The organism is Dokdonia sp. R86516 (assembly GCF_044596715.1).
Classification (GTDB): domain Bacteria; phylum Bacteroidota; class Bacteroidia; order Flavobacteriales; family Flavobacteriaceae; genus Dokdonia.
In genome coordinates, this window is record NZ_CP138998.1 from 2827734 (window position 1) to 2842187 (window position 14454).

14 protein-coding genes are annotated in these 14454 nt (G+C 37.2%); 11 read left to right on the forward strand and 3 right to left on the reverse strand.

The window, feature by feature from the left end; translation table 11 throughout:
- Positions 1-80 precede the first annotated feature (80 nt).
- From SJY23_RS12650 to SJY23_RS12685, 8 genes are all read left to right on the forward strand, one after another.
- A complete protein-coding gene (locus tag SJY23_RS12650) occupies positions 81-2546 on the forward strand; it encodes a DUF5916 domain-containing protein (protein WP_396596624.1) in 2466 nt (821 codons plus the stop codon).
- A gap of 51 nt (positions 2547-2597) precedes the next feature.
- Positions 2598-3263, forward strand: a complete 666-nt coding sequence (locus SJY23_RS12655; RefSeq protein ID WP_035336876.1) for an ABC transporter ATP-binding protein — start codon at positions 2598-2600, stop codon at positions 3261-3263.
- 58 nt (positions 3264-3321) lie between these two features.
- A complete protein-coding gene (locus tag SJY23_RS12660; RefSeq protein ID WP_396596625.1) occupies positions 3322-4086 on the forward strand; it encodes a TIGR02757 family protein in 765 nt (254 codons plus the stop codon).
- Between the two features lie 85 nt (positions 4087-4171).
- Entirely contained in the window at positions 4172-5365 is a 1194-nt protein-coding gene (locus SJY23_RS12665; RefSeq protein ID WP_396596626.1) for an ATP-binding protein, read from the forward strand.
- Positions 5366-5405: 40 nt separating this feature from the next.
- On the forward strand, positions 5406-7337 hold the full coding sequence (locus SJY23_RS12670; protein WP_396596627.1) for a BatA domain-containing protein: 1932 nt from the start codon (positions 5406-5408) through the stop codon (positions 7335-7337).
- Positions 7334-8587 carry a dihydroorotase family protein gene (locus SJY23_RS12675; protein ID WP_396596628.1) on the forward strand — a complete coding sequence of 418 codons (1254 nt, stop codon included), beginning with the start codon at positions 7334-7336 and terminating at the stop codon, positions 8585-8587. Before SJY23_RS12670 ends, SJY23_RS12675 begins: the two co-directional genes overlap by 4 nt.
- The gene (locus SJY23_RS12680; RefSeq protein ID WP_396596629.1) at positions 8587-8916 is read left to right on the forward strand and encodes a DUF4870 domain-containing protein; all 330 of its coding nucleotides are present in this window, start codon (positions 8587-8589) and stop codon (positions 8914-8916) included. Before SJY23_RS12675 ends, SJY23_RS12680 begins: the two co-directional genes overlap by 1 nt.
- Positions 8917-8987: 71 nt before the next feature.
- Positions 8988-9629 (forward strand): alpha/beta hydrolase, encoded by a 642-nt coding sequence (locus SJY23_RS12685; protein WP_396596630.1) that lies wholly within the window; start codon positions 8988-8990, stop codon positions 9627-9629.
- Between the two features lie 75 nt (positions 9630-9704).
- Here SJY23_RS12685 and SJY23_RS12690 read toward each other — a convergent pair whose 3' ends face one another.
- Complete coding sequence (locus SJY23_RS12690) at positions 9705-10196, reverse strand: hydrolase (RefSeq protein WP_396596631.1); 492 nt, start codon at positions 10194-10196, stop codon at positions 9705-9707.
- Between the two features lie 3 nt (positions 10197-10199).
- The gene (locus SJY23_RS12695; RefSeq protein ID WP_396596632.1) at positions 10200-10991 is read right to left on the reverse strand and encodes an MBL fold metallo-hydrolase; all 792 of its coding nucleotides are present in this window, start codon (positions 10989-10991) and stop codon (positions 10200-10202) included.
- Between the two features lie 126 nt (positions 10992-11117).
- On the opposite strand from SJY23_RS12695, the gene SJY23_RS12700 reads away from it, so the two are divergent.
- Both SJY23_RS12700 and SJY23_RS12705 read left to right on the forward strand, forming a co-directional pair.
- The gene (locus SJY23_RS12700; RefSeq protein WP_035336865.1) at positions 11118-12575 is read left to right on the forward strand and encodes a hypothetical protein; all 1458 of its coding nucleotides are present in this window, start codon (positions 11118-11120) and stop codon (positions 12573-12575) included.
- On the forward strand, positions 12575-13000 hold the full coding sequence (locus tag SJY23_RS12705) for a hypothetical protein (RefSeq protein ID WP_396596633.1): 426 nt from the start codon (positions 12575-12577) through the stop codon (positions 12998-13000). The genes SJY23_RS12700 and SJY23_RS12705 overlap by 1 nt, the downstream gene beginning before the upstream one ends.
- Positions 13001-13075: 75 nt before the next feature.
- Here SJY23_RS12705 and bcp read toward each other — a convergent pair whose 3' ends face one another.
- The gene (gene bcp, locus SJY23_RS12710) at positions 13076-13531 is read right to left on the reverse strand and encodes a thioredoxin-dependent thiol peroxidase (protein WP_396596634.1); all 456 of its coding nucleotides are present in this window, start codon (positions 13529-13531) and stop codon (positions 13076-13078) included.
- 210 nt (positions 13532-13741) lie between these two features.
- Here bcp and nth point away from each other — a divergent pair, with 210 nt between their 5' ends.
- The gene (gene nth, locus SJY23_RS12715; RefSeq protein ID WP_396598125.1) at positions 13742-14413 is read left to right on the forward strand and encodes an endonuclease III domain-containing protein; all 672 of its coding nucleotides are present in this window, start codon (positions 13742-13744) and stop codon (positions 14411-14413) included.
- The last annotated feature ends 41 nt before the right edge of the window (positions 14414-14454 follow it).

Consider the following 14454-nt stretch of genomic DNA (forward strand, 5'->3'; position numbering starts at 1 on the left):
TTATTTCTCTATTTAACTTTTTATTTAGAGTTTTCTTAGAATGTCACGGTTAGATTTGTCAAGCCAATCAAACACATGCTATGCGCATTTTTCTATTTGGGATATTCTCCCTGTTTTTACTATTACCCCATTTACTTCAAGCTCAGCAAACTAAAACGCTTAATGCAGAACGTATCACTACGCCACCTAAAATAGACGGTGTACTTGATGATGCTGTATGGAAATCCCTCGCTACCTATGATGATTTTCACATGTTTGAACCTGGTAACGTTGGAACAATTGAAGAAAACCAGCGCACAGAAATTAAAATGGCATATGATGATAAGGCTGTATACATAGCAGCCTACTTGTTTGATCCAGACCCAGAAAATATCCCTAGTCAGTTCAGTCAGCGCGATCAGGTTTTTTCACAAGCAGATCACTTTGTAGTCGCACTAAACACTTATAACGATGGTATCAATGAAACACGTTTTTATGTAACTAGCGCTGGAACAATAGGTGATCAACGTATTACACAGAATAACCGAGATTTTGGATTTAACGTAGTGTTTGAATGTAAAGTTTCAAGAGATGATAAAGGCTGGTACGCCGAGTACCGCATTCCTTATAACGCATTGCGTTTTCCAGAAGTAGCTGTTCAAGACTGGAGCGTAAACTTTTATAGAAGACTGGTAAAAAAGAATGAAACACATACGTGGAATTTTATTGAACGTGGTGTTGGTAGAGATACCCAATACAATGGCACCGTAACAGGTGTGCGCGACATAGATCCTCCGGTAAGGCTTACTTTTTTTCCTTTTGCACAAACCTCCACTAATTTCTTTGATGGAAATAGTGAAACCAACTTTGCGGGAGGTCTAGACATAAAATACGGTCTTACAGATAGTTTTACACTTGATGCCCAGCTAATTCCTGACTTTGGTCAGGTAGCTTTTGATAACGTAGAGCTTAACTTGGGGCCTTTTGAACAAACCTTTGGTGAGAATAGAGCATTCTTTACAGAAGGAATAGATTTATTTAATAAAGGTAGAATTTTCTTCTCAAGACGAATAGGTGGTACACCATCAGGAAGTCCGGAACTATTAGATACTGAAGAAGTAATAACTTCACCTTCTACCGTAAAACTTGCAAATTCTGTAAAAATATCTGGACGTACAAAAGGAGGCTTAGGTATAGGATTTTTAAATTCTGTAGGACAAAAAACCTTTGCTACTATTGAAAATACGACAACTACAGAAGTTAATGGTGTTGAAGTCATTGAAAAAAGCAGACGAGAAGAAGTGATAGAACCTCTTACAAACTACAATGTATTTGTACTAGACCAACAGTTTAATCAAAACTCTTCTGTATCGCTTATCAATACGAATGTAACAAGAAGCGGCAGTAAATTTAGAAATGCAAATGTTACTGGTGGTGTATTTGATATAGCAGATAAAGGAAATAACTTTAGAGCCTCTGGACGTGCTATTTTTAGTAATGTCAGAGAAGCTGGAGAAACCACTAGCGGTTTTCTATCAGAATTTGACTTTAGAAAAATTAAAGGAAACTGGCGTTACCGCTTCGGGCATGACTTTGCAGACACTAAGCTCAATATTAATGATCTCGGTTTAAACTTTAGAAATAATTTCAACAACTTTGCTGTAGGTGGTTCATATGAGTTAATACAACCCAAAGGCAAATTCAACAGGTACCGTTTTAATGTAACTGTACGACATAGACGTCTATATGAACCTAGTATAAAAACAAGAAACAGTATACGTTTTGATTCTTTTTTCTCAACAACAGAACGCCTCGCATTTGGGCTTGACATGAGTCTTAACGGTAAGGATCAGGATTATTTTGAGCCCAGAGTAGAAGGAAGGTTTGTAACATTTGAGTCTAACTTAGGTAGTAGCGCCTTCATCTCAACAGATTTTAGAAAGAAATTTGCTTTTGATTTAAGAGGTTCTGTGCGCTCTTGGTTTGGAAATCAAGAACAATTTAATCACAGTATTAATTTCTCTCCTCGCTATAGATTTTCAGATAAATTGCTAGTTATTTTATCATCAAATTACTCTAGCCGAAAAGACAACTTTGGTTGGGTTGATAACACAGATACAGAGGTGTTTTTAGGCCTAAGAGATGTAGTCTCTCTAGAAAACAGAGTTAACGTAAATTTCAATTTTGACCCGTACAAGGCACTCAATCTAAGCCTGCGAAACTTTTGGGCAGTATCAGATCACAGCAGTAATATCTATTACATTCTTAACAATGACGGCTCAAGAACTCAAATAGATAATTATGACACAACAGTACAGCGTGACCCTAATGCAAACTTTAATATCTGGAACCTAGATGTGAGTTATCGCTGGCGTTTTGCTCCAGGAAGCGAAGCATCCCTACTCTACCGCCATCAGATTTCTAACTTTGACGAGCAATCCACCTTAGGTTATGGCGAGAGCCTAGGCAACTTATTTAATGAGCCTCTCAATCACACACTATCCCTTAGAGTTACCTATTTTATAGACTACAATAATGTAAAAGGCATCTTTAAAAAGACCGCTTAGTACGTTGGTAAAAAGCAGGCATTATAGTACTTTCACAGTTAATAATGTATTATGGTAAAGGCAGAACATATATCAAAAACTTTTGGAAACTTACAAGTCCTTAAAGACGTTGCTTTAGAAGTAAAAAAAGGAGAAGTAGTTTCTATTGTAGGGCAAAGTGGTGCTGGTAAAACTACACTATTACAAATTCTAGGCACACTAGATATGCCTGATCATAATGCCCAGACGCAACTTACCATAAACGGAAAATCACTAACCGGACTCAAATCTAAACTGCTAAGTGCCTTTCGTAATGAGCATATTGGCTTTATATTTCAGTTTCACCAACTTCTTCCAGAGTTTACAGCTATGGAAAATGTATGCATTCCTGCATTTATCGCCAAAAAAGATAAAGCACCTACAGAGGCTCGAGCAAAAGAGCTTCTTGACTTTTTAGGCCTATCCCATCGCTATAACCATAAACCTAACGAACTTTCAGGAGGTGAGCAGCAGCGTGTCGCAGTAGCGAGAGCACTTATTAATAATCCTGCACTCATACTAGCAGATGAGCCTTCTGGTAATCTAGATACAGAAAGTGCAGATCATCTTCATAAACTGTTTTTCAGGCTTCGAGATGAATTTAATCAAACGCTTATTATTGTGACTCACAATGAAGAGCTAGCAGACATGGCAGACCGCAAACTTGTTATGAAAGACGGCGAGTTTGTAAACAGTTAATTTAGGTACGCTTTCGCGAAAGCGCACCACACCCTTACTACATAAAACAAAGTATTGCATGAATAAAAAGGATCTTAAAATCTTCTTGGACGAAAAAGCGATTCAATATGAGAATGGCGATTTTATTCCACATGATCCTATTCAAATCCCTCATCGATTTGAACTAAAAGAAGATATAGAGATTGCCGCTTTTTTAACAGCAACCATTGCTTGGGGAAATCGTAAGAGTATTATATCTAATGCAACAAAAATGATGGATATCATGGGGAATGCACCTTATGATTTTATCATCAACTACGATCCGGAACAAGCGCACCTTTTTGATGGATTTGTACACCGCACCTTTAATAGCGGAGATTTAGAGACTTTCATAAGGGCATTACAGCACATTTATCTCAACCATGGTGGACTAGAAAATGCTTTTAAGAAAGGCATCACAAGTGAAGGCCTACAGCCTGCTATTTCTAATTTTAAAAAATTATTTTTTGAGGTTGAACATTTACCAAGAACACAAAAACACGTGAGTGACCCACTCAAGAACTCTGCTGCAAAACGTATCAACATGTTTTTGAGATGGATGGTACGTGATGCAAATGCGGGAGTAGATTTTGGGATCTGGAAAACAATTTCCCCTAGTTTACTTTCTTGTCCTCTCGATGTACATACAAGCAATGTTGCTAGAAAACTTAAGCTGCTTAAGAGAAAGCAAAACGATGCAAAAACATTATTAGAGCTTGACAAAGCACTACGAAAGATGGATCCCAATGATCCTGTTAAATATGATTTTGCTTTATTTGGATTAGGTGCCTTTGAGAAGTTTTAATTATTCTCTATGCACTATAAGCATTATTTATATAGAATATGATAAGCTGTATTTTAGAAAGACTATTTTTGATTAAAATTAAATTGTGATAGCACCTCAAAAGCCTACTAACGAAAATAAACGCCTCGAAGTTTTAAAGTCGTACAACCTTCTGGACACACTCCCAGAAGATGCTTATGATACTATCACAGAGCTCGCTTCTCACATCTGCAACACACCTATATCACTGGTGACTTTACTAGATGCAGATCGTAATTTTTTAAAATCAAGACGTGGGATAGATATCGCTGAGTCACCTAGAGATATTTCTTTTTGTGGTCACGCTATCCTTACAGAAGAACCTGTATTTATCGTAGAAGATGCACGCCTGGATGAACGTTTTCAAGACAACCCGCTTGTAAAAGATTTTAAAGCAATTTTTTACGCCGGTGTTCCATTACGTACAAGTGATGGTTATGCCTTAGGTACCTTATGTGTATATGATCATAAACCAAGAACGTTATCATTAGAAGAACAAGATGCACTACGTGGTCTTGCAAAGCAAACAGTATTGCTATTTGAAGCTCGCAAGCGTAATATTGAGCTTAAAGAAGCACAAAATGAAACAACACAGCGCAATGACCGTTTAGAAGATTTTGCTCGATTAGTTGCACATGATCTTAAGTCACCATTGGCAAGTATTGAAGGGTTACTTAACCTTTTAAAGGAAGACTATCTAGAAGATAATGATGAAGAATTTGGTACATATATCAAGCATTTAGATACTTCGGCTAAGTCTATGAGAGATTACATAGATGGGCTCTTGGAATACTATAAAGCAGATACACTACTTGCAACAAAGGAAGACACTACTCTTTTTACACTTGTTAAGGATGTCGCAGATTTACATAAATCTAGTAACGTAGCTATTAAGATTGAAGAAGATTTAAAACTAGTAGCTGTTTCTGCAATTGCTATAGACCAGATATTATCAAATCTAGTAGACAATGCCACCAAGTACAACGATAAAGAAAAACCAACAATCCGAATAAGCGGCAAGGAATCAATAGAATACTACACTATCTCCGTAAAAGATAACGGTACTGGGATTCCTGAAGATAAACAAGAAATCATTTTTGACCTCTTTAAAACTACAGGTACAAAGGATCGCAATGGTAGACAAGGGTCTGGAATGGGTCTTGCAACCGTGCGCAAACTTGTGGAAGGATTAGGTGGTACTATTAGTGTTTCTTCTGTGGTAGGTGAAGGGAGTATTTTCACTTTTACCATTAGGCGATAAAGTCCGTTTTAAGTATTTTTGAACAAACTCAAAAACACACATGCAGTTTAGACATCCAGAACTACTTTACGCACTGTTCTTACTGCTTATCCCTATTCTCGTTCACTTATTCCAACTGCGTAAGTTTAAAACAGAAGCGTTTACAAACGTTGCCTTTCTTCAAAAGCTTAATATCCAAACGCGTAAGAGTAATTCTATAAAAAAATGGCTCGTATTACTATCTCGTATGGCAGCAATTGCTGCAATTGTGCTAGCATTTGCTCAACCATTTACTACACAATCAGATAGTGCCACTCGAGAAAAGGAAACTATTATTTACTTGGATAACTCGTTCAGTATGCAAGCAAAAGGTCCTTCTGGACAATTGCTACGCACGGCAACTCAAGATATCATTACTCATATTCCCGAGGATCAAACCTTCACTTTAATTACAAATACTGATACGTATAGAAACACCACTGTTAAAAACATGCGTAACGAGCTGCTACAACTACCGTATGCAGCAACACAGTTATCTGAAACTGCCGTAACACTCAGAGCACAGAAAGAATTTTCTAGAGACCAATCAAAAGATAAGAGGCTCATTATGATTTCTGATTTTCAGGAAAATGGCGAGGCTTATCAGCTACAAACCGATGGTATAGAAAAACACTACGTGCAGCTCCAGCCAGTGATAAAAAACAATGTAAGTATAGATTCTGTTTTCATATCAAAAAGAAAAGCAGGAAGTATTGTACTTACTGTAGCACTTTCAGCAGGTGAAAAGAAAGATATAAATACTGCCGTTTCTCTATATAACGGTGATCAACTACTGGCTAAGGGTACGGCGTCTTTTGATAGCGAACTAACGACTACCGTAATTTTTGATATAGATACAAAACAAGAAATCGCAGGGCGTATCGTGATTGAAGATCCCCTACTCGCTTTTGATAACACCATGTTTTTTAACATTAATAAAAGTCAGCCCATCAAAGTGCTTGCAATAAATGGTGCAAACTCAGATTATTTGTCACGCATTTTTACGACTCCAGAGTTTGAGTATGAAAGTACAAACATTAAGAGCCTTGATTATAGCAGTATACCAGAGTATAATTACATTGTCGTAAATCAAGTTTCAGAAATAGGCGTAGCTCTTAGTGGTGCTTTAAACGCTTTCGCGAAAGCGGGAGGAATCACCACCATTATTTTAGATCCAAATGCAGATGCTGCTAGTTATAACGGTGCTTTAAGAAATTTAGGGAACTTTGAGATTTCAAAGAGTGAAACTACCAAACGATTAGTAACCACCATAAACTATGACCATCCCGTTTACAAAGATGTGTTTGATGCAAGGATAAAGAATTTTCAATACCCGTCAGTTTCAAAATCCTTTGCATTACAAGGTGGAGATGCATTACTTCGTTTTGAAGATGGAAGTCCTTTTCTCTCTTATGCTTCAAATTTCTTTGTAATCTCTGGAGGTATAGACGTAGCAAATTCCAATCTCCAAAGTTCGCCACTCATAGTCCCTACATTTTACAATATGTCGCGACAGAGCTTGCAGTTGCCACGATTATATATGCCTATTGGGAAGAACACAACATACGACATACCTGTCGCCCTTCAAGAAGATGATATTTTGAGTCTAGAAGACATGTCAGATCCCTCAAATACACTTATTCCTTTGCAACAATCTAAAGGAAATAAAGTGCAAATTACTACAAGTGACTCGCCATCTAAAGCAAGTATTTATAATATTAAGCTATCAGATAACATAATACAGCAAGTCAGTTATAATTACAATCGTAGTGAAAGCACTTTGCGGTATGCAACACTAAACAATGGTGATACAGATCATTATAACACCTCTGTAGAAGATCTTTTTGACGAATTCAAAACAGCAGATAGTGTCCAATCGCTTTGGAAATGGTTTGTTATTTTTGCCCTGTTATTCCTAGTACTAGAAATCTTGATTTTAAAATTCTATAAATGAAAGCACTCATAAAGAACGCCATAATTGTAGACAGTGATAGCCCATATCACGGTAGTACAAAAGATGTTAGAATTAAGGATGGTCTCATTATAGAAATAGGAGAACATCTAGAAAACACGAAAGGCGAGACGCTTATAGAGCGAGATAATCTCCATATATCACAAGGTTGGTTTGATAGTAGCGTGAGTATGGGGCAACCAGGATTTGAGGAGCGAGAAACCATAGATCACGGATTACGAGTGGCAGCCTCAAGTGGCTTTACAGCAGTAGCACTCAATCCAAACACCTACCCTATTATTGACACAAGCTCTGATATCACTTTTGTAAAAAAAATGGCCGAAGGACATGCAACTTCTCTTTTTCCTATAGGTGCGCTTACGCGAAATAGTGAAAGCGTAGACCTAGCAGAATTATATGATATGCAGCAATCTGGAGCTGTGGCTTTTGGTGATTATCAACAGCCTATCGCAAATCCTAATTTGCTTAAAATTGCACTGCAATACACGCAAGGATTCAACGGACTTGTTTTATCATTTCCTCAAGAGCAGAAAATTGCTGGAAAAGGAATGGTAAATGAAGGAGAAATAAGCACCCGAGTAGGACTCAAAGGAATTCCCGCTATAGCCGAAAGTCTTCAAGTAGCAAGAGACTTACACATTTTAGAATATGCTGGAGGAAGCCTTCATATACCTACAATTTCCACAAAGGCAAGTGTGGAACTTATAAAACAAGCTAAAACGAAAGGATTAGACGTTACTTGCAGTGTAGCAATACATAACTTGTACCTACTAGATACTATTATAGATGATTTTGACACGCGTTATAAAGTTTTACCACCACTAAGAAACCAAGAGCACGTAGATGCCTTGATAGAAGGTGTAAAAGATGGTACTATCGATATGGTGACCAGTGATCATAATCCCCTAGATGTTGAGCGCAAGCACGTCGAGTTTGATAATGCCATGTATGGCGCGATATCCCAAGAAGCTACTTTTAAAGCGTTACTTACCATTGTGAGTGAGAAGCGTGCCGTAACACTACTTACTGCTGGGAGACGTAGATTTATAGGCACCAGTAACACAATACAAGAAAATAGCCCAGCAGATATTACCTTATTTACAACAAAAGGCATGGCTACATTTACTCAAGAACACATCAAATCAACATCAAATAACGCCATATTCCTTAATCAAAAAATGAAAGGGGAAGTTTATGGAATTATTGCAAATAACCAAATAGTACTTAACTAATGGATGAAAATACCGTTTTTGAAGGAAAAACAGCTGCAGTTTTGAGCTACATTACCTTCGTAGGATTAATTATAGCCTATTTCATGAATAGCGAATCAAAAAATGAGTTTGCCGCTTTTCACCTTAGACAGTCATTAGGGTTAACCTTGAGCTACTTCTTAGTAATGATGCCGCTTAGCTATCTTGACATACCAATGGCATCAATGGGATTTTTAGTACTATTCTTTGCGCTTTGGCTTTTTGGAATTATTTCGGCTTTTCAAGGTAAACGCCAACTTGTACCTTTAGCAGGTGCTTTTTACCAAAATGTTTTCGGCGGAAACAACTAGTCTCCCTACGAGCAAGCAACAATTATACATCAAGACTTTACTTGCCATGTAATGTCTGCTATTTCAATTATATGTTATTAGAATATATCACACGTAAACCATCACAACCTTCTACGGGTAAAGCTCCATTAATAATTCTCCTTCATGGTTATGGAAGTAATGAGGAAGACCTTTTTAGCTTTGCAGAAGAAATTCCTGAAGAATACTTTATAGTGTCTGCAAAGGCTCCTATCGCTATGCAGCCTTATGGTAATGCTTGGTATCATATTACTATAGATGCAGATGGTGTAAAAACCTCAGATAATGAAGGTGCTCGTAAATCTAGAGATATCATTGCAAAATTTATCGACGAGATTGTAGCGGAGTATGATGTGGACAAGCACAATGTAACCTTACTAGGTTTTAGTCAAGGAACCATTTTAAGCTATGCAGTAGCACTCACCTACCCAGAAAAGGTTAAGAATGTCATAGGATTGAGTGGTTATATCAATGAAGAGATTATTGATTTAAAAAGTAATCCATCATATGCACACCTTAATATTTATAACTCGCACGGAACTGTAGACCAAGTGATACCTATAGATGCTGCTCGCCAAACACCTGGCTATCTCAAAAATATAGGGATTGAATCCACGCTAAGTGAGTTTCCTGTAGGCCATGGAGTTCACCCTACTAACTTCTATGAGTTCAAGGAGTGGTTACAAAGTAAATAGAAACATAAAAAAACAGGCTTTACGCCTGTTTTTTTTATGTCTAATCGTTATATAAAATCACCTAAATATTATTTCTTAATTAGGATACACTAAACTCTCCACGGTTTTATAATCTACCGTTCCATCCTCATTTACAAAATATTCAACTAGCATTTCTCCCCATTTCTTACCATCAGAAAAGTCGGCGATAATCCAGCGATGATTTAAGATCTGTACTTTATTAACCTGGAAAGGTCTTCCATCCCCTACAAAAGTGATAAGCTCGTTACCTTGAGCTGTATTTTTTGCATATAATCCATCTTCTATAGCTGGTTTAATTATAGCTAAGTCTAGATCATCATTGTCAAAATACTCCTTTGCATTGTCATTACCTAACAGCGTGAAATACTCCACATTTGCAAGACGTTCTTGATACATTCCTGCAATAGAATCTTTGTCTGCTAGTTTCCTTTCTAGCTTTTCAATCTGCTTCCCTTGGTATTCTAGACCCTTACTGCTATTGATGTACTGAAAAATGATATATAATGCAGCAAAAAGGAATAAGTATAAAAAAATATTACGTCTCATAAATTATGTAGTTAAAGTAAGTCCGTCGTAAGCGAGAAAGACATTTTTTGGTAATTTTTGTTCGGCTTCTGCATGAAAACCAAGGTGATGGCTTATGTGTGTTAGGTATGTGCGTTTAGGTTTAATCTTGGCGACCAGAGCAAGCGCTTCCTCTACGTTTAAATGTGTATAATGTGCTTCTTCCCTTAAGCAATTCAACACAAGAATATCTAATCCTTGCAACTTTTCAATCTCCTGATCTGCAATAGTTTTTACATCTGTTAGATACGCTATATTTTGAAAACGATATCCAAAGACTTGCAATGATCCATGGTAGGCCTCGATAGGCTGCACTTCGATGTTTCCTAATTTGATAGGAACACCATTTACTACCTCTTTTGAAGCAACGCTTGGAGCTCCCGGGTATCTATTTTCTGTCGTAAAAATATAATCAAAACGTTCGGCGAGAGTTTTCAATACTCGCTTATGAGCATAAATAGGCATATCACCTTGTCTAAAAACAAAAGGTCTTATATCATCTAGTCCAGCAACGTGATCTGCATGTTCATGCGTTAATAATATACCATGCAAAGGTGCAGGATCTCCTGCGGTGGTACACTTTCGCGAAAGCGTATTAAGCATTTGTTGTCTAAAATCTGGACCGCAATCTATCACATAATTATAGCCTTCCCACTCAATTAGAACAGAAACTCTTAATCTTTTATCTCTAGCATCTGTACTTAAGCACACGGGATGTGTACTTCCTATTACAGGAATTCCTTGAGATGTGCCAGTACCGAGAAAGGTGATTTTCATTAATGAGTAAGATGAAAGTGCGTTAATTACGCCATTAATTGTCTAACAAAAATACAGTTATTTTTTTGGCTACTACAACCTTTTAGTATCTTTGGTTAACCATTAATTGATGGAAAAAAACATACTATGGCTGTTACAATTTTAGGAGATAAAGACTTTGAAAAAGTACCTCCTCTCAAGAACAAGGTACTTCGCGTAAATCTAAACGCAAACATATATGGAACTTTTGCCGAAATAGGTGCTGGACAAGAAACGGTTCGTCATTTTTTTAGAGCTGGCGGCGCAAGTGGTACCATAGCAAAGGCAATGAGTGCATATGATAAAGATTTTTCTGACGCTATTTATGGCGTTGAAGATGATGGACGCTATGTGACAGAAAAACGTCTCAAGAAAATGCTTTCTCATGAGATGAAACTTATTGAAGATCGTATCTCACGTTACAAGCAGCCAGATAAAATCTTCTTCACCTATGCAAATACGGTAGCTACCATTGATTTTGCAAAAAAATATAAAGGTCACGGATGGGTTGGAATTAGATTCCAGATTACTCCAGAAGGAGAATTTAACGAGATTATACTACACGTTCGTTTTCATGAAAACGACGCTCGTTTACAACAATTAACCCTAGGAACACTTGGTGTGAACCTTATTTATGGTGCTTTCTATAAGCATGACAATCCTAAAAACTTACTTCGCTATCTATACGATCACATCGATCAAGATCAGATAGAGATTGATACTATAAACTTCTCTGGACCTCAATTTGAGCACGTAGATAACCGTTTAATGAGTTTACAACTTGTTAAAAACGGAATGACAGAGGCTGTAATGTTTGACGCAAAAGGAAATAACATCCTACCAGCAGCATTACTATACAAGAAAAACGTTTTAGCGCTTCGTGGTAGTTTTCGCCCTGTAACTAAAGTGAACATGGATATGTTTGAAAAAGCATATAAAATGTTTGTAGAGGCAAATCGTGTAAACGAGAAAAAGACAGAAGCTATATTTGAAATCACACTATCTAACCTTCGCGCCGAAGGTGATATTGATGAAGAAGATTTCATGGCAAGAGCTCGATTACTAGGTTCTCTTGGACAAACTGTAATGATCTCAAACTTTAAAGAGTATTACCGCGTTGTTGAGTATTTCTCAAACTATACCAAGGAGCGTATGGGACTTGTTATGGGTGTAAATAACCTTATTGACATCTTTGATACTAGCTACTACCGTCACTTAAGTGGAGGTATTCTAGAAGCATTTGGAAAATTATTCTTTAAAGATCTCAAGGTATTCTTATACCCTATGAAGGATCCAAAAACTGGAGAATACACAAATAGTGATAACTTAAAAGTACACCCACGTATGAAAGAGCTTTATAAGTTCTTTAAACTTAATGGTAAAGTACTTGATATTGAAAACTATGATCCAGCAATTACAGATATTTTCTCAAGAGAAGTATTGAGAATGATTAATGATGGCGAAAAGGGCTGGGAAGGTATGCTACCAGAAGGTGTTGCAGAGCTTATAAAGTCTCGCAATCTTTTTGGTTACCAGTCTCAAGCACTTTTAGAGGCAGATAAATAATGAATTCTCTTAATTACATAGCTGTCGTCACTATGCTCTTTATGGTATTTGCTTGCGCAGAGAAGAATGCTACAAGTAAACCACAAGGAGAAACGTGGCAACTTATTGAGATGACAAGCGGTATGGTATCGCCATCTAGTGAAGAAGAAGAGCTTCCTATGAGTCAGACCTATGTTTTTACTCCAGAGATGAAATTTACTAAGAATCAAACTAAAGATGCGTTTACCATAGAAGCCTCTGGAACTTACACTACGAAGAAAACTAGCGAAGGTGTTTTTTATACTTTAAAATACACAGAGGGTTTACAGATAGTGGGTAGTTGCTCTGGAAACGACAGTGAAGAGTTGTTAGTACGCAAGGATGGAAAGCTACAGAATAGCTGGATGATGTGTGATGGGCCTCTACTGGTTTATGAAAAGCAATAATCACATAAGTACTTATAATATAAAGGGCGATACATAAAATGTATCGCCCTTTGTACTTTATATAAGCTTCGAGAACTACGCGTCTAGTAACTGGGCAGCGTGATCTTTAGTCTTAACCTTTTGTATCACATCGCTCACCACGCCTTCTTCGTCTACTTTAAAAGTCATACGGTGAATACCATCGTATTCCTTACCCATAAACTTTTTCAGTCCCCAAACACCAAAGGCGTTGATTACTGTTTTATCCTCATCTGCCAGCAGCTGGAAAGGAAACTCATATTTGGTTGCAAAATTCTTTTGGCGTTTTTGAGAATCTGCGCTCACCCCTAGTAAGTGATATCCTTGAGCCTGTAATTCTTTATAATTATCTCTTAGATTACACGCCTCTGCGGTACAACCTGGCGTGCTTGCTTTTGGGTAAAAAAATACGATGAGCTTCTTACCTTTAAAATCTGCAAGCTTCACCTCATTTCCATCCTGATCGATTGTTGTAAAATCTGGGACTTTATCGCCCACTTTTAATGTGTTCATCTTTTTTTAGTTTTGGCAATGCCGGAAATCTCATCCATCATTGATTGTAGTTAATTATCTTTACATAGCAATGTTATGCTTTCGCGAAAGCGTAAACAATTACACCTGGCAAAAACATAATATTATAAAGTTACGAGTTCTCCGTATTACTATAAAGAAATACGTTTAAGGTTTATGGATTACACCATAAAGAATAATTATGCATACCCTATGAATAAACAAGAAAAGGTAGACTTTACGATAAAAACGCTACAAGAACTATATCCTCAGATACCTATTCCACTAGATCATAAAGACCCATACACGCTTCTTATTGCAGTATTAATGAGTGCTCAAAGTACAGATGTGAAGGTTAACCAAATCACTCCACTCCTATTTGAGGTGGCAGATAATCCGTATGATATGATCAAGCTCACAGTAGAAGATATACGAGATATCATAAAGCCTGTAGGACTATCACCTATGAAAGCAAAAGGTATTCATGGCTTGTCACATATGCTTATAGATAAGTATGATGGCGTGGTACCTGCCAGCATAGAGAAGCTTACAGAGTTCCCAGCAGTGGGCCATAAAACAGCTAGTGTGGTTGTAGCACAAGCTTTTGGTATTCCTGCATTTCCTGTAGATACTCACATACATAGGTTAATGTACCGCTGGGGCTTTACAAATGGAAAGAATGTCGTACAAACAGAAAAGGATGCAAAGCGCCTTTTTCCAGAACATCTTTGGAATGATTTACATCTTCAAATTATATGGTATGGAAGAGATTACTCACCAGCCAGAGGATGGGACCTAGAGAAAGATATTATCACAAAGACCATAGGACGTAAAACAGTCATAGCCGACTATGAGAAAATGATGGCAAAAAGGAAGAAAAAATAAAACCTCGATGACTGGTCGAGGTTTTATCAAAGTTTAGTTGA